The organism is Chryseobacterium takakiae, assembly GCF_900129385.1.
Lineage (GTDB): Bacteria > Bacteroidota > Bacteroidia > Flavobacteriales > Weeksellaceae > Chryseobacterium > Chryseobacterium takakiae.
The window spans coordinates 257,023-279,135 of sequence record NZ_FQVO01000001.1 but is presented as its reverse complement, the minus strand read 5'-3'; the positions used below and the strand labels follow the sequence as shown (position 1 = coordinate 279,135).

Sequence of the window (22,113 nt, the reverse complement as noted above, 5' to 3'; positions counted from 1 at the left end):
TTTATATTGAACCAACAAAATTAAACGATATGAAAAATTTAAAGAAACTAACAAAAACGGAACTTAAATCCGTGTACGGAGGGCAGCCAAAACAATATTGTGTGTACTGCGAAAGATTGAATAAGCTTGTCTGCAGTGAGGCTCAAATTTCACAATGTCCGTAATTACTTACAACCGCTGAAAAGCGGTTTTTTTATTTACTTGTATTTCTTTAATCCACCTTAAACTTACATAGAATTATACCACGAAAATCAATACATTTGATGTATAATTAAGACTGTCGTGAATCCTATTTTTGATGTCGTTGTACGTTCCCTTTGTGTTTACCTTTTTATGGTAATCGCTATCCGTCTTTTTGGTAAAAACCAGCTTTCACAGCTTAATGCAGGAGATGTTGTCCTGTTGCTGCTTATTTCCAATGCCGTGCAAAATGCAATGGTGGGGGAAAACACTTCATTGCAAGGGGGGCTTATAGCTGCACTTGTTCTTTTTATTGCGAATTTTATTGTTAAAAGATTAATGTTCTCTAATAGAAAATTCAGCAGCTTTCTGGAAGATGATCCTGTAGTTTTGGTTAAAGATGGAAAGGTTGATCAGGAAGCATTAAATAAAGTAAAAATTACAAGAGATGAGCTTGATGAAGCCGTAAGGGAACATGGTGTAGACGGGATAAAAAAAGTTAAATTATCCGTTCTGGAGGTAGACGGAAACATCAGTGTGATCTCAGAAGATGAAGAAAACAAACAGACCCATTACACAAGAATAAAACGTAAATATAAACGCAAATATCATTAATTTTTCACAATTTAATCTTAAAACCTGAAAGGACTTAGTTAAGAACTTCTCAAAATAGCTTCATTAATACTTTTAAACAATTTTTGGCACCAACATTGTTTCATAAATCAGGAATTTGAAAAGTGAAAAAATGAAAGGATTGATTAAAATTGTTGGAGTTACAACAGTGGTAATGATGATGACATCATGTATTGTTCATGAGCATCATGGTAGAAGAGGAATGCCTCCGGGACATGCAAAGAAAGTGTATATCTACGAGAAAAGAGGACATGGCCATGGTCACGGGCATCACAGAGGACATGGACGTCACAGGTGAAAATGAAAAAAAATAAAAAGCATCGATGTGTTCGGTGCTTTGTCATTTATTAGCATTACTGCTGTTTCTGTAATTTGGCATTCCGCTTGATACCTATATATCAATCACAAAAACTGTTTTTATGAAAAATTTATCCAAAATGTTATTGGCGCTGGCGTTGTTTGCCGCGCTTTCTTCATGTCTTCCGCGGCCGCCGGCTCCGCCAAGGCCGCCGGAACCACCGCACAGACGATAAAAAGTAAGCCCGGAAATTTCCCGGGCTTTTATTTATATTTAAAATCTTGTCTTTCTTGGATTTAAAAAAGTATTAAAAATCATTACTTCTGTCCCAAACCTGGCTTCTACACGTTCTGCAATATTCTTAAGTTCACTTTGTACGAAGTCTTCCCTAAGGTTATCATTATCAAAAACCAGCAGGAGATTATAATTTTTTCCTTCATCAATATAATCACTATGCACCTCTGAAAGGATATATTTATTGACATCCAGTAAATTTTCAGCCATCAGGATTAATGTTTCGTCAATATAATTTTCCCATTCTTCCAGATTGTTTTTTGTACAGTGGAAAGTTATACTTAATACGCTCATGTTTTATGATTTTTTTAATATTTTGAGTAAAATTCTACCGCAAAAATCGGCAAATTTTTCGTAAATTAGCCCGTTAATAAAAATTCAAAAAAAATAATTTTCAGACATACAGCTAAGGGTCTGACTGTCATTATAATAAAATTTGTTTATGCAAAAAGAAGGAGAAAGACTGATTCCCATCAATATTGTTGATGAAATGAAGTCGTCTTATATCGATTATTCGATGTCTGTTATCGTTTCAAGGGCGTTACCTGACGTGAGAGACGGTTTGAAACCCGTTCATAGAAGAGTACTTTACGGTATGTATGGATTAGGGGTTTTTTCTAATAGAAAATATTTAAAATCTGCTAGAATTGTTGGAGACGTTTTAGGTAAATATCACCCTCACGGAGATTCTTCTGTATACGATGCCATGGTAAGGATGGCTCAGGATTGGAGCCTTCGTTATCCTCAGGTAGACGGGCAGGGTAACTTCGGTTCAATGGATGGTGATCCGCCGGCAGCAATGCGTTATACCGAAGCAAGATTAAAAAAGATTTCTGATGAAGTACTTTCAGACCTGGACAAAGAAACGGTTGATTTCCAGAATAACTTTGACGACAGTTTACAGGAACCGACGGTTTTACCTTCTAAAATCCCCAATCTTTTAGTAAACGGAACTTCCGGTATTGCTGTAGGGATGGCCACCAATATGGCACCACACAATTTATCGGAATCGGTAGATGCTATATGCGCTTACATTGATAACAGGGAGATCACTATTGATGAACTGATGCAGCATATTATTGCTCCGGATTTTCCTACGGGAGGTATCATTTATGGATACGACGGAGTAAGGGATGCATTCCACACCGGGAGAGGAAGAGTAGTACTTCGTGCTAAAGTTGCTTTTGAAGAGATAGGAAACAGAAATGCGATCATAGTAAATGAAGTTCCTTATCAGGTAAACAAAGCCGAAATGATTGCCAGAACGGCAGAACTGGTGAAGGAAGAAAAAATCCCTGGAATCTACGAAATCAGAGACGAATCAGACAGAAGAGGACTTCGTATTGTTTATGAATTAAAAAATGATGCAATTCCGAATGTTGTCTTAAATTTATTATATAAATATACCTCACTTCAGACCTCTTTCAGTGTTAACAATATTGCATTGGTACACGGAAGACCGGAGCAGCTGAATCTGAAAGATATCATCCACCATTTTGTGGAGCACCGCCATGAAGTTATTGTAAGAAGAACCCAATTTGAGCTTAGAAAAGCAAAAGAAAGAGCTCATATTCTGGAGGGTTTCATGAAGGTGATCGGAACGCAGGATTCGTTGGACAGAGCCATTTCTATCATTCGTCATTCTGCCAATCCGCAGGCTGCAAAAGAAGGATTAATCGAAGCTTTCGAACTTTCTGAAATTCAGGCTCAGGCAATCCTTGATTTACGTCTTGCCCGTCTTACAGGAATGGAGCTTGATAAGATCCGTGATGAATATGATGCGATCATGAAAGAAATTGCTGATCTTGAAGACATCCTGGCCAATGAAGCAAGAAGATTCCAGATTATCAAAGATGAATTAATTGAAGTTAAAGAAAAATATGGCGATGAAAGAAGAACCGAAATTGATTATTCCGGAGGTGAAATGTCTATTGAAGATATTATCCCGAACGAATCTGTGGTTCTTACCATTTCCCATGCCGGATATATCAAAAGAACTTCGCTTTCAGAATATAAAATTCAAAGCAGGGGAGGTGTAGGAAACAAGGCCGCAACGACAAGAGACTCGGATTTCCTTGAATACATTGTATCTGCAACCAATCACCAGTACATGCTGTTCTTCACAGAAAAAGGAAGATGTTACTGGTTAAGAGTATTCGAAATTCCTGAAGGTTCCAAAACAGCCAAAGGAAGAGCGGTTCAGAATTTGATTAACATCGAACCGGATGATAAAATTAAAGCTTACATCAGAACCAACAACCTTAAAGATTCTGAATATGTAAACCAAATGAGCGTAGTAATGGTTACTAAAAACGGTACTATTAAGAAAACATCATTGGAAGCGTATTCAAGACCGAGAGTAAACGGTGTTAATGCCATTGAAATCCGTGATAACGACCAGTTATTGGGTGCATATCTTACCAACGGTAATTCCCAGATTATGATCGCTACTAAAAACGGCAAATGTATCCGTTTCCCGGAAGAGAAAGTAAGAGAAGTAGGAAGAGGATCTATCGGGGTACGCGGAATTGCAATGGATGATGATGATGAAGTAATCGGAATGATTGTAGTAAATGACGTAGAAAAAGAAACCGTTCTGGTAGTATCTGAAAAAGGATACGGAAAAAGAACTGCCGTAGAAGATTACAGAATTACCAACAGAGGAGGAAAAGGAGTGATCACCCTTAATATTACTGAGAAAACAGGAAATTTGATTGCCATCCAGAATGTAACGGATGAAGACGGGTTAATGATCATCAATAAATCCGGAGTGGCCATCAGAATGGGAATGGATGAAATGAGAGTAATGGGAAGAAATACCCAGGGGGTACGTTTGATTAATCTTAAGAAAAATGATGAAATTGCCGCCATTGCAAAAGTAGAAATGGACAAAGATGTAGAAGACGCAGAAGAAAACGAAGAAATAGAAGGAACAGCAGCTGATAACCACGAAAACGATACAGAAGCTCCGCAGGCAGATCATAATGCAGAGGGCAATGAGAATTCTGATTCGGAAGAATAAAATTGTATAATTAATATAAAATAGTGATTATGAAAAAGCTAATTTTAGGGATGGCTATCGTAGCATCAGCTTTTGTTTTCGGACAAAAAGGAGATGTGAACGCTCAGCTGCAAGAAGCTAACAAAACAGCAATGGATGCATATAATGCTAAAAACTATGCTGTAGCGGCTCCTAAGTTTATGGAAGTTTACAACTTACTTAAATCAAATGGACAGGACAATAAAGTATATATGTATTATGCGGGTCTTAATTATGCTTTGGCAAATGATTATCCGCAGGCTACAAAAATATATACTGATCTTATCAACTCTGGCTACACCGGAGTTGAAACAACCTATACTGCAAAAGATAATAAAACAGGGCAGGTATCAACTTATGATCAGAAAACATGGGAGATATTAAAGAAAACAGCTTCTAAAGATTATTCTGATTTCAAAACACAACAATCACCAAGTGTAGAGTCTGATCTTTATGAAACTTTAGCAACCATTCTGCTGAATGACAAGAAAAATGATGAAGCATTGGCTATCATTGAGAAAGGTTTGGCAAAGTTTCCTAATAATGCTAAATTAAAAGAATATCAAGGAAGTGCATTGTATGCATCAGGAAAGACAGATCAGTTTATGCAGAATCTGAAAGATCAGCTGGCTAAAAATCCTAATGATGCTACCAACTGGTATAACTTAGGAGTTCTTCAGTCTAAAAACCCGGCAACGGTAAACGAGGCTATCACGTCATTACAGAAAGCTATTGAATTGAAGCCGGACTTTGGAAATGCTTACCAGAATCTCGTATATGCCGTAATTGGGGATGATGAAAAAGCAGTGAATGAGATCAATGCATTGAGAAAAACAAAACCGGACGAAGCGACCAAGCTTATTGAAGCAAGAAAGGACAGATTCAGCAAGGCATTACCATACGGAGAAAAATGGCTGCAGGCAATGCCTAATGATCTTACAGCAGTTCAGACCATGAAAGATGTCTACAACACAACAAGAAATACAGCTAAAGCCAATGAGATGAAAGCTAAGGAAGCTGAACTTATGGCAAAACAGCCAAAATAAATAGAAAAAACCGAAACGACATCGTTTCGGTTTTTTTTATCTTAAATCAAAATTGAATAATATCTCAATTACCCAAGAACCGTTACTCCCTTCTGAATCATGTCATAGATTGCATCTCTGCCGTTATCGGGCTTTACGTTTACAGCTCTTGTACCGTTAAAATGAAGGCAGGTAACATATCCGTTGTCTACTGCATCAGTGCATGTATATTTTACACAGTAATCCATGGCGAGGCCAACAATCTCGAGAAGCTGAATATCATGATATTTTAAAAAGTCATCAAGCCCCGTTTTCATAAAATGATTATTATCCTGAAAACCGCTATAGCTGTCAATCTCAACATTTTTTCCTTTCTGAATAATATGGGTAACTTTGTCCCTGTTGAGATCTTTATGAAATTCTGCACCAAAAGTTCCCTGAATACAGTGATCCGGCCACATGAACTGCGGAACACCATTTAAAATAATACTTTCACCAACTTTTCTGCCATTATTGCTGGCAAAACTTTTATGATTAGCAGGATGCCAGTCCTGGGTCAAAACAATCTGATCATATTCATTTTCTTCCATCAGAGCATTGATGTACGGAATGACCTCATTGGCTCCCGGAACTGCCAGTGCGCCGCCTTCACAAAAATCATTCTGTACGTCTACGATTATTAACGCTTTTTTCATATTTAAAATTCTCGAATTTTTGATAAATTTACAAAAACAACAGCAAATAATTATCCAAAGCAGACTTATCGGACAAATAGACATTTATGAAATCTTCACAGTCCGGGATTTCAGGATTAGCCAGGTGATTAATACAATTAAATCTCAATAAAAAAATGAATGATATAGAACAAAAAAAGTTCCCCATAGGCACCTTTAAAGTACCTGAAAATATTTGTGATCGTACTCTCGACGAATACATAAAAGTCATCAAAGATTTCCCCGGAAAATTAAAAAATCTGATTGAAGACTTCTCCGATGATCAGCTTGACACTCAATATAGACAAGGCGGCTGGACTGTAAGACAGCTGGTAAATCATATTGCAGACAGCCATATCAACAGCTTCATCCGATTCAAACTGACACTTACAGAAGAAAATCCTACCATAAAACCTTACGAAGAAGCGAAATGGGCCGAGCTTCAGGACAGTCTGAATATGCCTGTAAAACCAGCCATGAGGATGATCAGAGGAACACACCAAAGATGGACAACTTTACTAAAAAGCATGACCAACAAACAATTTGAAAGAACCTTTCATCATCCGGAACATCACAAAAACTATGATCTAAGACATTGCCTTGCCTTGTACGCATGGCATTGCAACCATCACTTTGCTCATATCGAAAACCTCAAGAAAGAAAAAGGGTGGTAAAAAAAAGTCTTCACAACCCTGAATGTTTTGAAGAAATCATAACCAGAATTCATCTTCTGAACAAAAATTCTCCTGCAGTGTGGGGCAAAATGAATGTCTGCCAGATGATGAGACACTGTAATCATGTCCTTCAGGTTCCGCTCGGGAAAATAAAACTTCCGGAAATTAACATTTTGTTTGCGGCAATCGGAAAGATTACCAAATGGGAGATTCAGGTTTTTAATAACGGAATTCCCAGGAATATGCCTACTTTTCAAAAACTTATTATTAATTTTGAATGTGATTTTGAAGAAGAAAAGGAAAACCTCCTGAAAACGCTAGAAGAATACAGAACATATTACAGGAATAATAATCTTCCGGAACGCCATGTTCTTTTCGGGTTAATGAAAGAAAAAGATTGGGGATTTCTGGAATATAAGCATCTTCATCATCATTTAAAACAATTTAATGTATGAGTTTTTTTGACAAAATATTCGGTGGAAGAGAAGAAGATTCTGAAAAGAATCAGCTGTGGAAATATATAGAATCTGAAGACGACCTTAAAAAAGCAATCGAACACTCTTTTACCCAAAAGATTGCCATCTTCAAACATTCTACAAGCTGTTTTATCAGTAAAACGGTCTTAAGGAATTTTGAAAAAGAAATAGAAAACGCAGAACAAAAACCGGAATTGTATTTTTTGGATTTGCTCGCTCACCGAGATCTGTCTAATAAAATCGCATCGGATCTTGAGGTAAGACATGAAAGTCCCCAGTTACTGGTGATTGAAAACGGAATAGTAATCAGCAATGCTTCACATCAACATATATCGGCAGACCAAATCCTATAATGAAGAATATCAATAATTATTTATCCAAAGTTCTGGACGTTCCCTTAGAAAAAGTGAATCTGTGCAGTCTGCATTATGAAGTAAAGAAAATACCTAAAAACCAGTTTCTTTTACAATACGGCGAAATATGCAGATACATTTATTTTGTTGAAAAAGGGCTTCTTAAAATGTATTCTATCGATAAAAACGGTAAAGAACATATTATTCAGTTTGCTCCGGAGAGCTGGCTTATTTCAGACCGCAGCAGCCTTTATTTCAATGAAAAGTCCGTTTATTATATAGAAGCAGTAGAAGATTCTGAAGTTTTGCTTCTTCATCCTGATTTCATTAACAAACTCATCGGCGAATTTCCCAACAGCCTGGAAAAAAGTGATATTCTTCTCCAGAAACATATAAAAAGCCTTCAGGATAGAATCAATTCCTTACTGGGAGAAACCGCTGAAGAACGCTACATGAAATTCATAAAAATGTATCCGGATCTTTTGATGAGAGTCCCGCAGTGGATGATTGCTTCTTACCTGGGAATTACTCCCGAAAGCCTTAGCCGTGTAAGAAAAGAACTTGCAAGAAAGAATTTTGTTCCAGATAGCAAATAGAATTCCTAAAATATTGAAATTGACCATAGTTAGCTATTGGTCATTTTTTATGACCAGGATCATGTTTTTTCTAATAAAATATTCCTAAATTTAAATACACACCACAAATTTAATATTATGAAATTTACAAAATTCCAAAATGCATACATCTCATCAGTACACACTGATGATTACAAACAGAATTCTATAAACTGTAAAGTACTTTAACAGTAACCATCTATAATTTTTATTCCAGCTGTTATAAAAACAGCTGATTTGACATATCTGATAAAAATTCAACCGTTTATTAGTGGACGGCTTTTTTTAGATATATATCAAATATTGAATTCAATAATATCAAATAATTAAAATATTAGCAGATAACTTATTTTTATTCCAAAATAGAAATTAAAATTAAAGTTTAAACATTAATAAATTATATTGATTAAATAAAATGCAATAAGGTTCAAAATTTGCATTCATATAATACGAACTAACCAATATTTACTAGGAATGCTTACTATTTAACATTTAAAAACAGCTAACATGGTTATTAAAGAAGAAGTTCTGCATTCAGTAGGTGCAATCATAAGGCATTACCAGCCTGGGGAAGTTATTTTTAACGAAGGGGACGTACCCAAATATTATTATCAGATCATATCAGGTCAGGCAAAACTTAATAATTACAGCGACGACGGGAAAGAGATCATACAGACCCTTTTGGAAGAAGGCCAGAGTATAGGAGAATCATTGCTTTTTATTGATAAACTATATCCTGTAAATGCTGTAGCCATTACAAAATGCTCTGTTCAGAGACTTCCCAAAACAGTTTTTCTTGAGTTGATAAAGCTGTATCCTGAGATTTCATTCGAAATGAATAAAACACTCTCTCAAAAGCTTTATTTCAAGCTGATTATGGCACAGAATCTTTCCTCTCAAAATCCGACAGCCAAACTTAAAGTATTAATGGATTACCTAAAAAGTTTCCAGGAAAATCAATCACCTTACTCTTTCATGATACCGCTCACCAGACAGCAGATGGCAAGCCTTACCGGCCTTTGTGTAGAAACCGCAATCAGAACTATTAAAGTAATGGAGAGGGATAAGATTGTAAAGATTAAAGACAGGAAAATTTTGTATTAAATCTAATTTTTTTTAAATTTAATCAGGTCTAAAAACTTCAAGAATGAAAACAGTCAGCTGCATGAATATCGAGCCTGAACTCCTTTTTTCATACGGTGCCGAAATAAAATTATACAGGCATAATGAGATTATATACAGAGAAGGTGACCATGCAGCTTATTATTACCAGATTGTTAAAGGGAAGGTTAAACTGAACAGTTATAACGAAGAAGGAAAAGAATTCATCCATAACATCGTCGGTGAAAAGCAAAGCTTCGGAGATGCAATGATTTTCGTTGAAAATTTCTATGTGATGAATGCCGTTTGTATTGCTGAAGCAGAGATCATAAGGCTTTCCAAGAATAATTTTCTCGATCTACTTAAAAACAATCCCGAAGTTTCCCTTGAAATGAATGCCTGCTTGTCGCAGCGATTATATTTCAAAGCCATCATGTTGCAAAACATGTCTTCACAAAATCCTGTTATCCGCCTGGAAGGATTACTTGATTATCTTAAAAGTTACCACGATGGTGATTGCGAAAAATGTTTTCCTGTAGAACTTACCAGACAGCAAATCGCCAATCTTACCGGACTTCGCGTTGAAACGGTCATCAGAACCCTGAAAAAAATGGAAAAACAGGGTAAACTTACCATAAAAGAACGAAAAATTTTATATTAATGCCTTCCAACATGATTTGAGTCATAATTTGGTGAAATATTCTAACGTACATTTGAGTTAATTAATTCATCCATATTTCTTAAAGCCTCCTTGCAGGAGGTACGTTTAAGCTGTTTTCAGCTTACATGTTCATGCAAATTAACCAAAAACTCATTGCCGTCTAATACTAGTCACGGCCGGCAATACCATCACTATAATATTAATATAAAAAATTCAGTTATGAACACTAGAAATTCAAGAAATCGTAGAGGAAACTCAGATTCATCAAGCAATCTCGAAGAAATTTATCAATTAGGGTATGACCACGGTTATAACGATGCATCACAGGACGAAGAGTATGATGATGACTTCTCAGAATATGAAGATTATTTTGAAGAAGATGATGAAGATTATGATGATGAAGACTATGACGACGAAGATTACGATGATGAAGACTATGATGATGATGATGATGATGATGATGAAGACTACGATGACGATGAAGATGATGATAATAGAGGAAGAGGCAGAGGAAGATCAGGAAACGGAAACCAGCAGAGAGACAGCCAGGGAAGATTTACTTCCGGAGGTGGTAGAGGCGGTTCCCGTGGAGGATCAGGTCGCGGCTCGGGTTCAGGCTCAGGATCATCCGGAAGAGGAAGAAATTCAGGAGGATCCGGATCAGGAGGAAGAGGCAGGTCATCCTCATCAGGTAACGGAACTTCAAGAAGAGGCTTTGCTTCTATGAGTAAGGCTGAACGTACAAGAATCGCTCGTATGGGCGGTGAAGCTTCTCACGGAGGTGGAAGAGGCGGCTCTCGTGGAGGATCAGGATCTGGCTCTAACTCCAATTCAGGAAGATCAGGTTCAGGATCCGGAAGCGGCAGAGGCGGCTCAAGATCAGGAAATAACAGCGGTTCAGGTCGAGGTTCTAATTCAGGATCAGGCTCAGGATCATCAAGAAGAGGTTTCGCTTCAATGAGTAAGGCAGAACGTACGAGAATCGCTCGTATGGGCGGACAGGCTTCTCACGGCGGCGGAAGATCTTCAGGTTCGGGCAGATCCGGATTTGGAGGCAGACGTAATAATTCATAATTCTTTTTCCATGATTACCTCTTTATTATTTTGTAAAGGGGTAATCTTTTAAAAAACCAAACACCACATTCACATTATGGCAACAAAAACATTAGATAATAAAGACAACAGTACTACTGGTACTGAGACATCATCAACATCCAATACAGGATCAACTTCATCAAAAAAAACAGCTTCGGTAGATAATGCTACGGTAGATCAAAATGAAATGCAGAGTTCTCCATTACATAAATTCTTTGTTTCCGCATTGAAAGATGTTTATTATGCAGAAAACGCCATCATTGAAGCATTAGGAAAAATGCAGGAAGCAGCCACCACCGACGAGCTGAAAGAAGCTTTTGAAGATCACCAGCTGCTTACTCGGAAACACGTAAGCAGACTTGAAAAAGTTTTCAAACTGATCAATGAAACCCCGGAGAAAAAAGAATGCAAGGCCATTAAAGGAATCATCGAAGAAGGTGAAGAAATCATCAAATCCACAGAAGAAGGTTCCATGACACGGGATGCTGCCTTAATAATCGCTGCACAAAAAGTTGAGCATTATGAGATTGCAACCTATGGCGGACTCGCACAGCTTGCCATCACGATGGGACATGATAAAGCAGCAGATCTTCTCGAAAAAACACTCCAGGAAGAAGAAGATACCGATTACGAACTAACGGAAATCGCCGAAACCTTCATCAATTTTGATGCAGAACAGGAAGACTAAAATCTACAATATAAAGCCATGTCGAGCTTTTCTGCATGGCTTTTTTCAAATTTAAAAATATTAAATGATTAAATTTTATGATTTCTAAATAGTTTTAAACTAAAAATACCACACCAAATATAAAGAATTATGAAAGACAACCAACCGACCAACGAAAAACTAAACCAACTGGAAGATCACATGACTTCCAATGAAAATGAAAAACTTACGACCAATCAGGGATTGAAAATCAATAACAATCAGGATTCTCTGAAAGCAGGAGACAGAGGACCTACTTTGCTTGAAGATTTCATTTTAAGAGAAAAAATTACACACTTCGACCATGAAAGAATTCCTGAAAGGGTGGTTCATGCCCGCGGATCCGGTGCGCACGGCGTATTTAAGCTTACCAAAAGTCTTGCAGAATATACCAGAGCCAACTTCTTGTCCGAAGTAGGTAAAGAAACTCCAGTTTTCGTAAGATTTTCTACCGTTGCCGGAAACAGAGGAAGTACGGATCTCGCAAGAGATGTAAGAGGTTTTGCCGTAAAATTTTATACAGACGAGGGAAATTATGATCTTGTTGCCAATAATATTCCGGTATTTTTCATTCAGGATGCCATTAAATTCCCGGATCTTGTACATGCGGTAAAACCGGAACCTCACAACGAAATACCGCAGGCGCAGTCTGCACATGATACTTTCTGGGATTTTATCTCTTTAATGCCTGAAAGTATGCACATGATTATGTGGCTTATGAGCGACAGGTCTATCCCAAGAAGTTATAGGATGATGGAAGGATTTGGGGTACACTCCTTCAAATTGATTAACGATGAAGGTAAAGCTCATTTTGTAAAATTCCATTTTAAACCGAAATTAGGAGTACATTCCGTTGCCTGGGACGAAGCACAGAGAATCTCAGGAGTAGATCCGGATTTCCACAAAAGAGATCTTTGGGAATCTATTGAAAACGGCCTGTTCCCGGAATGGGATTTCGGCGTACAGCTGATTCCTGAAGAAGACGAATTTAAATATGATTTTGACCTTCTCGATCCTACCAAGATTGTTCCTGAAGAAGAAGTTCCTGTTCAGCTTATCGGAACATTAACATTAAATAAAAACCCGGAAAACTTTTTCGCTGAAACGGAACAGATTGCTTTCCATCCAGGACATATTGTTCCCGGAATCGATTTCACCAATGATCCGCTCCTTCAGGGAAGACTGTTTTCTTATACCGATACACAGCTTATCAGATTAGGTGGCCCGAATTTCCACGAAATTCCGATCAACAGATCCGTAAATGTTGTTCATAATAACCAGCGAGACGGTTACATGCGTCAGCAGATTGCTAAAGGCAAAGTAAGCTACGAACCGAATTCTATCGGTGGTGGATGTCCTTTCCAGGCAATGATGAAAGAAGGAGGCTTTGTTTCCCAGGAAGCAAGAGTTTCAGGAGCTAAAGTAAGAGAAAGAAGCAAGAGCTTTGTAGATCATTATTCACAAGCCAAATTATTCTACAACAGTCAGTCACAGCCGGAAAAAATGCACTTGCAGAATGCATTGATCTTTGAACTTTCAAAAGTAACCATCCCTGCAATCAGAGAGAGAATGGTAAGCCAGCTTGCCTTCATTAATAAAGAGCTTGCTTCAAAAGTTGCCGCTAAAGTGGGCGTAGAAGTAAAAGAACTCAAATTTCCGAATCAAAGTATCCCTGCAGATGCAGATCCTTCAACGTTACAAAGCGAAGAAAGAGAACCTGAAACCAAAATTTCAGAAGCACTAAGCATGCAGAATACCGTTAAGGATACCATTATGGGCAGAAAGATCGGATTTATTATGGGAGACGGCGCAGATGCAGCGGCCATTAATGATTTAAAAGCCGAGTTGGAAGCAGAAAATGCAGTAGTGGAGATCATCGGAACAAGTATGGCTCCCGTAAAGGTAAATGACGGCTCGTCACTTATTCCGAAACATTCTTTAACAAGTAATTCCAGCGTTTCTTTTGATGCGCTTTATATTGCGGCAGGAGAAAATTCTACAAAAGAATTACTGACTCCGGAAAACAAACAGCATGCGCTGAATTATATCAACGAAGCCTACAAACATTGTAAAGCTATTTACTTTGGAGAAGGAACAGAGCCGTTATATATGAACAGCAATGTAAGCATGAAAGATCATATTGATCCTGCTATTGTTATTGCGGAAGATGAAAATCCTGCAGACAAATTTATTACAGCAATTGCAAATCACAGAGTCTGGGATCTTGAAATAGAAAGAAACGCCAGAAAATAACTAATCACCTTCACACCACACTAAATATTAAGATTATGAAAGCAGCAGTTATTCACGGACCGGGTGTCATTAAATGTGATACGGTCGACGATCCGATTATCAAAGATTCAAGAGATGTTATTCTGAAAGTCACGTCAACGGCTATCTGCGGAAGTGATCTTCATATGTATTCCGGAGGAATTCCCCAGGCAAGACCAATGGTAATGGGACATGAATTCATGGGAATTGTAGAAGAAGTAGGACAGCATATTACCAACCTTAAAGTAGGAGACAGAGTGGTTGTTCCCTTCCCGATTTCCTGTGGCAGCTGTTACTTCTGCCAGCATGATCTCCCTACAGCCTGTGAACACAGTAACCCTGAACACTATGGTCCGGAAGGAGGAATTGTTACCGACAAAGGCGGTGCGCTTTTCGGATATTCGGATTTATACGGAGGCTATGATGGCGGACAGGCACAATATGTAAGAGTTCCTTACGCCCATTTTGGTCCCAGAAAGGTTCCGGATCATCTTACTGATGAGCAGGTTCTCTTCCTTACTGATATTTTCCCCACAGGCTACACAGGAGTCATGTGGGGAGAATTGAAAGGAGGTGAGACAGTGGCAATTTTCGGTGCAGGACCAGTAGGTTCTATGTCGGCAAAGTCCGCGATCCTGCATAATGCAAAAAAAGTAATTGTTGTGGATACCCAGCAATACAGGCTGGATCAGATTAAAAATCTTACGGGCTGTGATACTATTTTATGGGAAGATGGACAGGATGTGATTGATCAGATACGTGACATGACAGACGGCAGGGGTGCGGATCTCTGTATTGAGGCAGTAGGCTTCGAACCGGACAGAAATCTACTGGATCGGGCAAAAGCGGTGATCAACTTTGAAAAGGGTTCAATCAAGGTTCTGGAAGCTTGCATGAGCGCAGTAAGAAGAGGAGGAATTGTTTCAATTTTAGGAGTTTATCCGGTAAATTATGATAATTTCAAACTTGGACAGATTTTTGATAAAGGTATTACTATAAAAGCAGGCCAGTGCAACGTTCACGCAATTATTGATGAATTAATGGATCACGTGCAGACCGGAAGGGTACAACTGGATGACATTATTACCCATCGGCTTTCCCTTGAAGAGGTTTCAAAAGGATACGAAATCTTCGATAAGAAACAGGATGGATGCGTAAAAGTTGTCCTTGATCCGTGGAAGGCTTCTGGTCTTTAAAAAAATTACACACTAACACACTAAATATTAGAATTATGGAATTTCAAAAAAATCTTCTGGAGTATATCAGCCAGTCTTTAATGACGACAGATGAAACGATTTCGGTTGCAGAAAGCGTTACCTCAGGCTGTTTACAGCTTGCTTTTTCTCAAATGCCTAACGCATCAATGTTTTACAAAGGCGGACTGACTTCCTATACATTACAGGAAAAAGTACGGCTATTGGGAGTTGATGCACACGAAGCGGAAGAATGCGACTGCGTGTCAGAAAATATAGCGGAAACAATGGCCCTCAATGTGGCAAAGCTTTTCGAATCAGACTGGTCGATCGCAACAACGGGGTATTGTACACCAATACGCAATTCTTCGTACAAAATTTTTGCATTCTTTTCATTTTCTTACAAAGGAGAAATTGTTTTAACTAAAAAACTGGAGCTCCATCCTAAAACCCAGGCATTAAATGCCCAGCTTTATTATACTGAATTTATTTTAGGATGCTTTAAAAGTGAGATCAATCAGTTACTAATCCTAAAGTAAGAGGTATGAACAAAAAAAATGAATATGTGCTGGTTACGGGAGCAACCAGCGGGATCGGTTATGAGCTTGCAAAACAGTTTGCCAAAAATGGATACGATCTCGTAATGGTGGCCCGCAATCATGACGAGCTGAAAGCGAAAGCAGATGAATTCAAAAGCTTTGGAATTAATGTCATTACCATTGCTAAAAATCTCTTTATCGAAGAAGATGCTTACTCTTTATATTCTGAATTAAAGCTAAACGGAATCAGTCCTTCAATTCTGGTAAATGATGCCGGACAAGGCGTTTATGGAAAATTTCAGGATACGGATCTGCACCGGGAAGTTGATATTGTTAATCTTAATATCGTTTCCGTGCTTATCCTGACCAAAATGTTTGTAAAAGACCGTTTACCAAAAGGTTCCGGGAAAATCCTGAATCTTGCCTCCATTGCAAGTAAAGCCCCCGGTCCGTGGCATTCGGTGTATCACGGAACGAAAGCATTTATTTTGTCATGGTCAGAAGCCATCAGAGAAGAATTGAAAGATACGGGAATTACGGTAACAGCACTATTGCCGGGACCTACAGACACGGACTTCTTCAATAAAGCAGGTATGAACGAAAGTAAGATCCTGGAAGATAAAGACAACCTTTCATCACCGGAAGAGGTAGCTATTGACGGTTTTAATGCCTTAATGAATGGTGATGACAAAGTAGTTTCAGGATTAAAAAATAAACTCACCGTAGCCATGTCCAATATTGCAACAGACAGCATGGCTGCACACAGAATGGGAGAAATGCAAAAACCGGTAAATGAAAAATAAACGATTATGGCAAATTTGAAATTAGAAAATAAGAAAGTACTGATCACAGGAGCAGACAGCGGAATCGGTAAGGCAGTAGCTTTGCTTTTTGCAAAAGAAGGAGCAGATATTGCCATTATTTATTATTCAGACGATAAAGATGCAGAGGAAGTAAAATCGGAAATTGAAAGCCTCGGAAGAAAAGCTTCTGTCTTTAAGGGAGATGTCAATGATTATAAATTCTGTGAAGAGACCACCCAAAAAGTAGTTTCTGAATTCGGAGGAATTGATATTCTCGTCAATAATGCGGGAACACAGTTTCCTTGTTACAATATTGTTGATCTTGAGGAAGAAAACATCAGAACCACTTTTAATTCCAATATTATAGGAATGATCCTTTTGACAAAACTTGTTTTTCCTCACTTGAAACAGGGAAGCTCTATCATCAATACAACATCGGCGGTAGCGTATCAGGGACATGAAGAGCTGCTGGACTACTCGGCTACAAAGGGAGCAATTGTTTCTTTTACCCGTTCTTTAGCGTTACAGTCAAAATCAAAAGGCATCCGCGTCAACGCCGTAGCACCGGGACCGGTAGCAACACCATTAACCAAAGAAACTTTCGGAGAAGAAGAAGACGATCCGAACAAGCCGCCTTTCGAAAGAAACGCAACACCGGAAGAAGTGGCAACCAGCTTCCTTTTCCTGGCAAGTGATGATGCAGCGCAGATTACCGGACAGGTACTTCATCCTAACGGCGGTATTGTCGTGAACGGATAATTAAAAACAAACATATAAAACATGAAAACGACTGCTCTATTGCTGGGAATCATAAGTCTTTTCGCCTTATCATCATGCAAATGTGATTTTGACGAAGACGAACCTAAAAACAAGTATGACGGAAAAAATTCCGGCACCAACAAAAACAATGGCAGTACATCTGAAAATGATACACTGCAGATCAAGTAAGTTTAACCAAAATTCTAAGTCATGTACAGAGACGGGGCAAGAAAAAGTATATGGCAGGAAGAAATCAGGAGATTTTCCTCGGAAGCCGACCTTCATCAGTTCTACGATGTCGCAGTTGTGGGTGGAGGGATTACCGGCATTTCTACTGCCTTAAAGCTGCAGCAGGCAGGAAAGAGATGCATTCTTCTGGAAGCTGCCAATATCGGTTTCGGAACAACCGGCGGAACCACCGCACACCTTAATGATTTTTTTGATACGACCTTTAACCAGGCCATTAGCGATTTCGGGCAGGACCATGCTCAATTGTTTGCAGATACGGGCCAGGAAGCCATCAGCATCATCGAAAACAATATACAGCAATATGGAATCAACTGTGATTTCCAGAGAAAGACAGCCTATTTATTTGCTCTAGACGAAAAACAGGAGAAACAGCTTACCGATATTGTGGAAGGTGCAGCAAAGGTAGGTCATACCATGAATTACGTTGATGAAATTCCTTTTCCGATACCATTTAAAAAAGCAGTAACGATACCTGATCAGGCGCAGTTTCATCCCATAAAATATATTAAAGGACTTTGTGAAGCATTCCTCAGTTTGGGCGGAGTTATCCAGGAAGACTGCCGTTGTGAAGGCCATGATGAACAGGAAAATCATGTTAGTTTAGAAACATCCAAAGGAGAAATTAAAGCTAAAAATGTGGTTTATGCAACCCATATTCCACCCGGATTGAGTATTCTTCATATTACCAATGCACCTTACAGAAGCTATGCGATTGCGTTCAGCCTAAAAAGCGGCAACTATCCTAAAGATCTGGGATATGACCTTATCGATCCTTACCATTATTACAGAACCCAGGAAATTGACGGGCAAACGCTTCTTATCGCCGGAGGAGAAGACCATAAAACCGGACACGAAGAAGATACAGGCGAATGTTTTTCACGCTTAGAAAATTATGTCAGAAAATATTTTGATGTGGAAACGGCTTATTACAGCTGGTCCAGTCAATATTATGAACCAACCGATGGGTTTCCCTACATAGGAAAGCTTCCGGGAAGCAGCGGAAGAATTTTTACCGCCACCGGATTCAGAGGAAACGGGATGATATTCGGAACCATTTCTTCACAGATTTTATCAGATCTTATCGTTACGGGAAACAGTAAATATGAAAATATCTTTAACCCTTCCAGAATAAAACCTATTGCAGGCTTTGCCGATTTTGTAAAAGAAAATGCAGTAGTGGCTTATGATTTTATTAAAGACAAGCTTTTTGCAGAAAAGATCAATTCGCTTGCTGAAGTAAAAGATGGTGAAGCAAAGGTTGTGAAATATGAAGGTGAATCATATGCTTTATACAAAGAAACGAATGGAAAGGTACATCTCGTAAAAAGCACTTGTCCTCACGCCAAATGTGAAGTCCGCTGGAACAGTGCGGAACTCAGTTGGGACTGTCCGTGTCACGGTTCAAGATTTAACGTTAATGGAAAGCTTCTTACCGGACCTACCGTGAGAGATCTTCCGAGAGTAGATACAGATTCAGAAAATCAATAATAAGGTTATGTCTAAAAAAGGGTTTTTATATCGAAACAGTTTAAGTATTGTTTTGATTATCTTTATGGTTTTCTGCCTCGCTGCACAATTTTTTACAGGGTGGAAAACAGAAAATAAAGAACTTGTAGAACATGGAGATCAGGCACTCACAATTGGACAATATATTCACAGCGGACATTTTATTCAGGCTACTTTTGAAAACTGGGAAAGCGAATTTTTACAGATGATGCTCTATGTTGTCTTAACGGTTTCACTTCGTCAGAAAGGCTCAAGTGAATCAAAATCACTGGATGAAGAGGAAGATGTTGATAATGAACCTGTTCCTCATGCTAATGCTCCATGGCCGGTTAAAAAAGGCGGAGTGTGGCTGAAGATTTATAAGCATTCTCTGTCGTTAGCTTTTGCCATCTTGTTTATCATTAGTTTTTCGCTTCATTTCTACGGAAGTCTTAAAGATTATAATGAAGAACAGATCTCAAAAGAAAAGCCTACCATTACTGCAATAGAATATATCACCGAATCTCGTTTTTGGTTTGAATCTTTCCAGAACTGGCAAAGTGAGTTTCTGGCTGTGGCCTCTCTGGTTATTCTGTCGATATGGCTTCGGGAAAAAGGTTCCCCGGAATCCAAACCGGTAGATATGCCGCATGATGAAACCCCTTAGACCTTTGAGTTTATAGCATAAAAAAGCGGCTGTCCAAACTCTCGGACAGCCGCTTTTGAGTTTTTTTTAATAATAATTTTACAGCATAAAGAGTGATGAAGTATATTTTAACTTGCTCCTACGGAGCATCAAGATTACTTTGTTCATGTCCGGCAGAAAAAAAAGACTGTCCAAACTCTCGGACAGCCGCTTTTGAGTTTTTTTTAATAATAATTTTACAGCATAAAGAGTGATGAAGTATATTTTAATTTGCTCGGGAGGAGCAATATCTGTGTAGAACTTTATCAGTTGCTTGTAATAAACGGAACTCCATAGGAGTTCTATTTTATAATAGCACACCTACGGCGTGCTTGCGATTATCCTATTACTTTCTGCTACACAGATATTGCTCCTAGGGAGCATCAAGATTACTTTGTTCATGTCCGGCAGAAAAAAAAGACTGCCCAAACTTTTCGGACAGCCTATCAATTCTTTATCTGAAGATCTTTAAATTTTTGCTTTACCTTCCACGCCGTCAGAATTGTCAGTGGTATTTCCGGTAACGGCTGCAGTTACAAAATTAACAAGACTTACAAGTTTACCTACTTTAGTATCCCAGTAATATGATTCGGTAGGCTCTACACGAATAATGGAAACATTAGGATCATCTTTTCCATCCTCGAACCATGCTTTTGCCATTGGAGACCATTTATCTTCAATGGTTGAGCGGTCTTTGTAAATGGTAGCATCCCCAAAAACCGAAAGATACTGGTAATCTCCGTTGTTCATAAAGAACAGCTGAACTCTTTTATCATCTTTAATTTCAAAATTCTTATTGCTCGTATCGCTGCTAATGAACCAAAGGTTTCCTTCATCGTCCGTTTCCTGAAGTGTCATCGGCCTTGAATTAATAGGCAGGGTCTCCAGCTCCGTACAAAACATACAGATTTTTGCACTTTCGGATAAATCTTTGATTTTTTTAATAGCGTCCTGGTGGGTAAGATTTTCTGTTGACATAATTTTATATTTTAGTGATTTGATAAATAAAAATTACTCTTTACTATTCAAAAATCCGACCATAATAACGTCCCGGTTCAAAATTATAAACAATACATCACTTGCAAACAATCCCTTTTTCTATAAAAAACTTAAAATATTTAGCTTTAAAGCATTAATTTATTTAGGAATAATTTCAGACTGTAGAAAAGGAAGCAAAATTGTTATAAAAGCCTGCCAAGGTTTTATCTAAAAGATGCTTAGATTTTGATCAAAAGTTGCGCAGGTTTTAATCGAAAGAGATTCGGGCATTTTTATAAACCGGAAGGAGTTCCAGTATTTGATATAATTATTTCTGATTCTGAAACTTTCTCAGTATTTTTACTGAACTTTTAATTTTAAAGAAAATGATTCAATACTTAGATAATATTCATCACAAAGATTCCAAAAACTTTTTTCTTATTGCAGGCCCTTGTATTATTGAAGGCGAAGATATGGCACTTAAAATTGCCGAAAAAGTAGTGGAGCTCACCAATAAATACAATATTCCGTATATTTTTAAAGGAAGCTTTAAAAAAGCCAACCGCAGCAGGGTGGATTCTTTCACGACAATCGGGGAAGAAAAATCTTTGGAAATTCTTAAAAAAGTAGGAGAGACTTTTAATATCCCGACGACGACCGATATTCATGAAAACGATCATGCTGCATTGGCAGCTCAGTATGTCGATGTACTGCAGATACCAGCGTTTCTGGTTCGTCAGACCGATCTTTTAGTGGCTGCCGCGCAAACAGGAAAATGTGTAACCCTGAAGAAAGGGCAGTTCCTTTCCCCGGAATCCATGAAATTTGCAGTTCAGAAAATTACCGATTCCGATAACCGGAAAGTGGCAATTATTGAAAGAGGAAATTCATTCGGATATACTGATCTTATCGTTGATTACAGAGGAATTCCTACGATGAGAAACTATGCTCCTGTGATCCTGGATGTTACCCATTCTCTACAACAGCCTAACCAGAGCTCAGGGGTTACGGGAGGAAGGCCGGATCTTATTGAGACCGTTGCAAAAGCCGGTATCGCGGTAGGCGCAGACGGAATTTTCATCGAAACACATCCTACACCGGAAACCGCTTTATCTGATGGTGCGAATATGCTGAGACTTGATCTGTTGGAGGATCTGCTCCAAAAGCTCACCAGAGTAAGAGAAGCAATACTTTAATCGGTATTTTATCTTATTGAAGTAACATTTAAAGCGATCTTAATAAATGTTAACAAAGTATAAATAAGTTAAAATAAAATTTATATATTCAC

General features: G+C 38.3%; 25 protein-coding genes. 22 read left to right on the top strand and 3 right to left on the bottom strand.

Annotated elements, in window-relative coordinates; genetic code table 11:
* Window positions 1–29: 29 nt before the first annotated feature.
* The 3 genes from BUA76_RS01320 to BUA76_RS01310 all read left to right on the top strand — a co-directional run bounded on the left by BUA76_RS01320 (window position 30) and on the right by BUA76_RS01310 (window position 1,111).
* The gene (locus tag BUA76_RS01320) at window positions 30–164 is read left to right on the top strand and encodes a bacteriocin-like protein (protein WP_072882896.1); all 135 of its coding nucleotides are present in this window, start codon (window positions 30–32) and stop codon (window positions 162–164) included.
* A gap of 118 nt (window positions 165–282) precedes the next feature.
* The gene (locus tag BUA76_RS01315; protein ID WP_083573124.1) at window positions 283–795 is read left to right on the top strand and encodes a DUF421 domain-containing protein; all 513 of its coding nucleotides are present in this window, start codon (window positions 283–285) and stop codon (window positions 793–795) included.
* 130 nt (window positions 796–925) lie between these two features.
* Entirely contained in the window at window positions 926–1,111 is a 186-nt protein-coding gene (locus tag BUA76_RS01310) for a hypothetical protein (protein ID WP_072882891.1), read from the top strand.
* A gap of 273 nt (window positions 1,112–1,384) precedes the next feature.
* Here the strand turns inward: BUA76_RS01310 and BUA76_RS01305 are convergent, their stop codons facing one another.
* On the bottom strand, window positions 1,385–1,699 hold the full coding sequence (locus tag BUA76_RS01305; RefSeq protein WP_072882888.1) for a DUF4286 family protein: 315 nt from the start codon (window positions 1,697–1,699) through the stop codon (window positions 1,385–1,387).
* 148 nt (window positions 1,700–1,847) lie between these two features.
* Between BUA76_RS01305 and gyrA the strand changes: the two genes are divergently transcribed.
* Window positions 1,848–4,427 (top strand): DNA gyrase subunit A, encoded by a 2,580-nt coding sequence (gene gyrA / locus BUA76_RS01300; RefSeq protein WP_072882886.1) that lies wholly within the window; start codon window positions 1,848–1,850, stop codon window positions 4,425–4,427.
* Window positions 4,428–4,456: 29 nt separating this feature from the next.
* On the top strand, window positions 4,457–5,491 hold the full coding sequence (locus BUA76_RS01295; RefSeq protein WP_072882884.1) for a tetratricopeptide repeat protein: 1,035 nt from the start codon (window positions 4,457–4,459) through the stop codon (window positions 5,489–5,491).
* Window positions 5,492–5,559: 68 nt separating this feature from the next.
* Here the strand turns inward: BUA76_RS01295 and pncA are convergent, their stop codons facing one another.
* Window positions 5,560–6,165 (bottom strand): bifunctional nicotinamidase/pyrazinamidase, encoded by a 606-nt coding sequence (gene pncA / locus BUA76_RS01290; protein WP_072882881.1) that lies wholly within the window; start codon window positions 6,163–6,165, stop codon window positions 5,560–5,562.
* Between the two features lie 155 nt (window positions 6,166–6,320).
* Between pncA and BUA76_RS01285 the strand changes: the two genes are divergently transcribed.
* From BUA76_RS01285 to BUA76_RS01215, 16 genes are all read left to right on the top strand, one after another.
* On the top strand, window positions 6,321–6,857 hold the full coding sequence (locus BUA76_RS01285; RefSeq protein ID WP_072882878.1) for a YfiT family bacillithiol transferase: 537 nt from the start codon (window positions 6,321–6,323) through the stop codon (window positions 6,855–6,857).
* Window positions 6,851–7,312, top strand: coding sequence for a DUF1569 domain-containing protein (locus tag BUA76_RS01280; RefSeq protein WP_228408435.1), 462 nt, complete (start codon window positions 6,851–6,853; stop codon window positions 7,310–7,312). The genes BUA76_RS01285 and BUA76_RS01280 overlap by 7 nt, the downstream gene beginning before the upstream one ends.
* The gene (gene ytxJ, locus BUA76_RS01275) at window positions 7,309–7,686 is read left to right on the top strand and encodes a bacillithiol system redox-active protein YtxJ (RefSeq protein WP_072882876.1); all 378 of its coding nucleotides are present in this window, start codon (window positions 7,309–7,311) and stop codon (window positions 7,684–7,686) included. The genes BUA76_RS01280 and ytxJ overlap by 4 nt, the downstream gene beginning before the upstream one ends.
* Window positions 7,686–8,282 carry a Crp/Fnr family transcriptional regulator gene (locus BUA76_RS01270; protein WP_072882874.1) on the top strand — a complete coding sequence of 199 codons (597 nt, stop codon included), beginning with the start codon at window positions 7,686–7,688 and terminating at the stop codon, window positions 8,280–8,282. Before ytxJ ends, BUA76_RS01270 begins: the two co-directional genes overlap by 1 nt.
* A 525-nt stretch (window positions 8,283–8,807) precedes the next feature.
* Complete coding sequence (locus tag BUA76_RS01265) at window positions 8,808–9,404, top strand: Crp/Fnr family transcriptional regulator (protein WP_072882871.1); 597 nt, start codon at window positions 8,808–8,810, stop codon at window positions 9,402–9,404.
* Between the two features lie 43 nt (window positions 9,405–9,447).
* On the top strand, window positions 9,448–10,062 hold the full coding sequence (locus tag BUA76_RS01260; protein WP_228408434.1) for a Crp/Fnr family transcriptional regulator: 615 nt from the start codon (window positions 9,448–9,450) through the stop codon (window positions 10,060–10,062).
* 219 nt (window positions 10,063–10,281) lie between these two features.
* Window positions 10,282–11,136 carry a KGG domain-containing protein gene (locus BUA76_RS01255; protein WP_072882868.1) on the top strand — a complete coding sequence of 285 codons (855 nt, stop codon included), beginning with the start codon at window positions 10,282–10,284 and terminating at the stop codon, window positions 11,134–11,136.
* 76 nt (window positions 11,137–11,212) lie between these two features.
* A complete protein-coding gene (locus BUA76_RS01250) occupies window positions 11,213–11,845 on the top strand; it encodes a ferritin-like domain-containing protein (RefSeq protein WP_072882865.1) in 633 nt (210 codons plus the stop codon).
* Window positions 11,846–11,974: 129 nt separating this feature from the next.
* Window positions 11,975–14,116, top strand: coding sequence for a catalase (locus tag BUA76_RS01245; protein WP_072882862.1), 2,142 nt, complete (start codon window positions 11,975–11,977; stop codon window positions 14,114–14,116).
* Between the two features lie 35 nt (window positions 14,117–14,151).
* Window positions 14,152–15,330, top strand: coding sequence for a zinc-dependent alcohol dehydrogenase (locus tag BUA76_RS01240; RefSeq protein ID WP_072882859.1), 1,179 nt, complete (start codon window positions 14,152–14,154; stop codon window positions 15,328–15,330).
* Between the two features lie 35 nt (window positions 15,331–15,365).
* A complete protein-coding gene (locus BUA76_RS01235; RefSeq protein ID WP_072882856.1) occupies window positions 15,366–15,866 on the top strand; it encodes a CinA family protein in 501 nt (166 codons plus the stop codon).
* Between the two features lie 5 nt (window positions 15,867–15,871).
* Window positions 15,872–16,669, top strand: coding sequence for an SDR family NAD(P)-dependent oxidoreductase (locus tag BUA76_RS01230; protein ID WP_072882853.1), 798 nt, complete (start codon window positions 15,872–15,874; stop codon window positions 16,667–16,669).
* Between the two features lie 6 nt (window positions 16,670–16,675).
* Entirely contained in the window at window positions 16,676–17,428 is a 753-nt protein-coding gene (locus BUA76_RS01225) for an SDR family oxidoreductase (RefSeq protein WP_072882851.1), read from the top strand.
* 21 nt (window positions 17,429–17,449) lie between these two features.
* Window positions 17,450–17,617: a hypothetical protein gene (locus BUA76_RS19155; protein WP_178337290.1), complete on the top strand. Its 168-nt coding sequence runs from the start codon at window positions 17,450–17,452 to the stop codon at window positions 17,615–17,617.
* A gap of 21 nt (window positions 17,618–17,638) precedes the next feature.
* A complete protein-coding gene (locus BUA76_RS01220; RefSeq protein ID WP_072882849.1) occupies window positions 17,639–19,165 on the top strand; it encodes an FAD-dependent oxidoreductase in 1,527 nt (508 codons plus the stop codon).
* A gap of 7 nt (window positions 19,166–19,172) precedes the next feature.
* Window positions 19,173–19,829 (top strand): DUF6766 family protein, encoded by a 657-nt coding sequence (locus BUA76_RS01215; protein WP_072882847.1) that lies wholly within the window; start codon window positions 19,173–19,175, stop codon window positions 19,827–19,829.
* Between the two features lie 486 nt (window positions 19,830–20,315).
* On the opposite strand, the gene BUA76_RS01210 is transcribed toward BUA76_RS01215, so the two are convergent.
* Window positions 20,316–20,825: a pyridoxamine 5'-phosphate oxidase family protein gene (locus BUA76_RS01210; RefSeq protein WP_072882845.1), complete on the bottom strand. Its 510-nt coding sequence runs from the start codon at window positions 20,823–20,825 to the stop codon at window positions 20,316–20,318.
* Window positions 20,826–21,211: 386 nt separating this feature from the next.
* Between BUA76_RS01210 and kdsA the strand changes: the two genes are divergently transcribed.
* Window positions 21,212–22,021: a 3-deoxy-8-phosphooctulonate synthase gene (gene kdsA / locus BUA76_RS01205; RefSeq protein ID WP_072882843.1), complete on the top strand. Its 810-nt coding sequence runs from the start codon at window positions 21,212–21,214 to the stop codon at window positions 22,019–22,021.
* The last annotated feature ends 92 nt before the right edge of the window (window positions 22,022–22,113 follow it).

Bases quoted from the DNA above. Each gene is read 5' to 3' on its own strand.
- kdsA (WP_072882843.1), top strand. From the start codon at position 21,212: ATGATTCAATACTTAGATAATATTCATCACAAAGATTCCAAAAACTTT.
- gyrA (WP_072882886.1), top strand. From the start codon at position 1,848: ATGCAAAAAGAAGGAGAAAGACTGATTCCCATCAATATTGTTGATGAA.
- BUA76_RS01245 (WP_072882862.1), top strand. From the start codon at position 11,975: ATGAAAGACAACCAACCGACCAACGAAAAACTAAACCAACTGGAAGAT.
- pncA (WP_072882881.1), bottom strand. From the start codon at position 6,165: ATGAAAAAAGCGTTAATAATCGTAGACGTACAGAATGATTTTTGTGAA.
- BUA76_RS01215 (WP_072882847.1), top strand. From the start codon at position 19,173: ATGTCTAAAAAAGGGTTTTTATATCGAAACAGTTTAAGTATTGTTTTG.
- BUA76_RS01270 (WP_072882874.1), top strand. From the start codon at position 7,686: ATGAAGAATATCAATAATTATTTATCCAAAGTTCTGGACGTTCCCTTA.
- BUA76_RS01210 (WP_072882845.1), bottom strand. From the start codon at position 20,825: ATGTCAACAGAAAATCTTACCCACCAGGACGCTATTAAAAAAATCAAA.
- ytxJ (WP_072882876.1), top strand. From the start codon at position 7,309: ATGAGTTTTTTTGACAAAATATTCGGTGGAAGAGAAGAAGATTCTGAA.
- BUA76_RS01320 (WP_072882896.1), top strand. From the start codon at position 30: ATGAAAAATTTAAAGAAACTAACAAAAACGGAACTTAAATCCGTGTAC.
- BUA76_RS19155 (WP_178337290.1), top strand. From the start codon at position 17,450: ATGAAAACGACTGCTCTATTGCTGGGAATCATAAGTCTTTTCGCCTTA.
- BUA76_RS01240 (WP_072882859.1), top strand. From the start codon at position 14,152: ATGAAAGCAGCAGTTATTCACGGACCGGGTGTCATTAAATGTGATACG.
- BUA76_RS01260 (WP_228408434.1), top strand. From the start codon at position 9,448: ATGAAAACAGTCAGCTGCATGAATATCGAGCCTGAACTCCTTTTTTCA.
- BUA76_RS01295 (WP_072882884.1), top strand. From the start codon at position 4,457: ATGAAAAAGCTAATTTTAGGGATGGCTATCGTAGCATCAGCTTTTGTT.
- BUA76_RS01250 (WP_072882865.1), top strand. From the start codon at position 11,213: ATGGCAACAAAAACATTAGATAATAAAGACAACAGTACTACTGGTACT.
- BUA76_RS01220 (WP_072882849.1), top strand. From the start codon at position 17,639: ATGTACAGAGACGGGGCAAGAAAAAGTATATGGCAGGAAGAAATCAGG.
- BUA76_RS01235 (WP_072882856.1), top strand. From the start codon at position 15,366: ATGGAATTTCAAAAAAATCTTCTGGAGTATATCAGCCAGTCTTTAATG.
- BUA76_RS01265 (WP_072882871.1), top strand. From the start codon at position 8,808: ATGGTTATTAAAGAAGAAGTTCTGCATTCAGTAGGTGCAATCATAAGG.
- BUA76_RS01310 (WP_072882891.1), top strand. From the start codon at position 926: ATGAAAGGATTGATTAAAATTGTTGGAGTTACAACAGTGGTAATGATG.
- BUA76_RS01230 (WP_072882853.1), top strand. From the start codon at position 15,872: ATGAACAAAAAAAATGAATATGTGCTGGTTACGGGAGCAACCAGCGGG.
- BUA76_RS01255 (WP_072882868.1), top strand. From the start codon at position 10,282: ATGAACACTAGAAATTCAAGAAATCGTAGAGGAAACTCAGATTCATCA.
- BUA76_RS01305 (WP_072882888.1), bottom strand. From the start codon at position 1,699: ATGAGCGTATTAAGTATAACTTTCCACTGTACAAAAAACAATCTGGAA.
- BUA76_RS01225 (WP_072882851.1), top strand. From the start codon at position 16,676: ATGGCAAATTTGAAATTAGAAAATAAGAAAGTACTGATCACAGGAGCA.
- BUA76_RS01285 (WP_072882878.1), top strand. From the start codon at position 6,321: ATGAATGATATAGAACAAAAAAAGTTCCCCATAGGCACCTTTAAAGTA.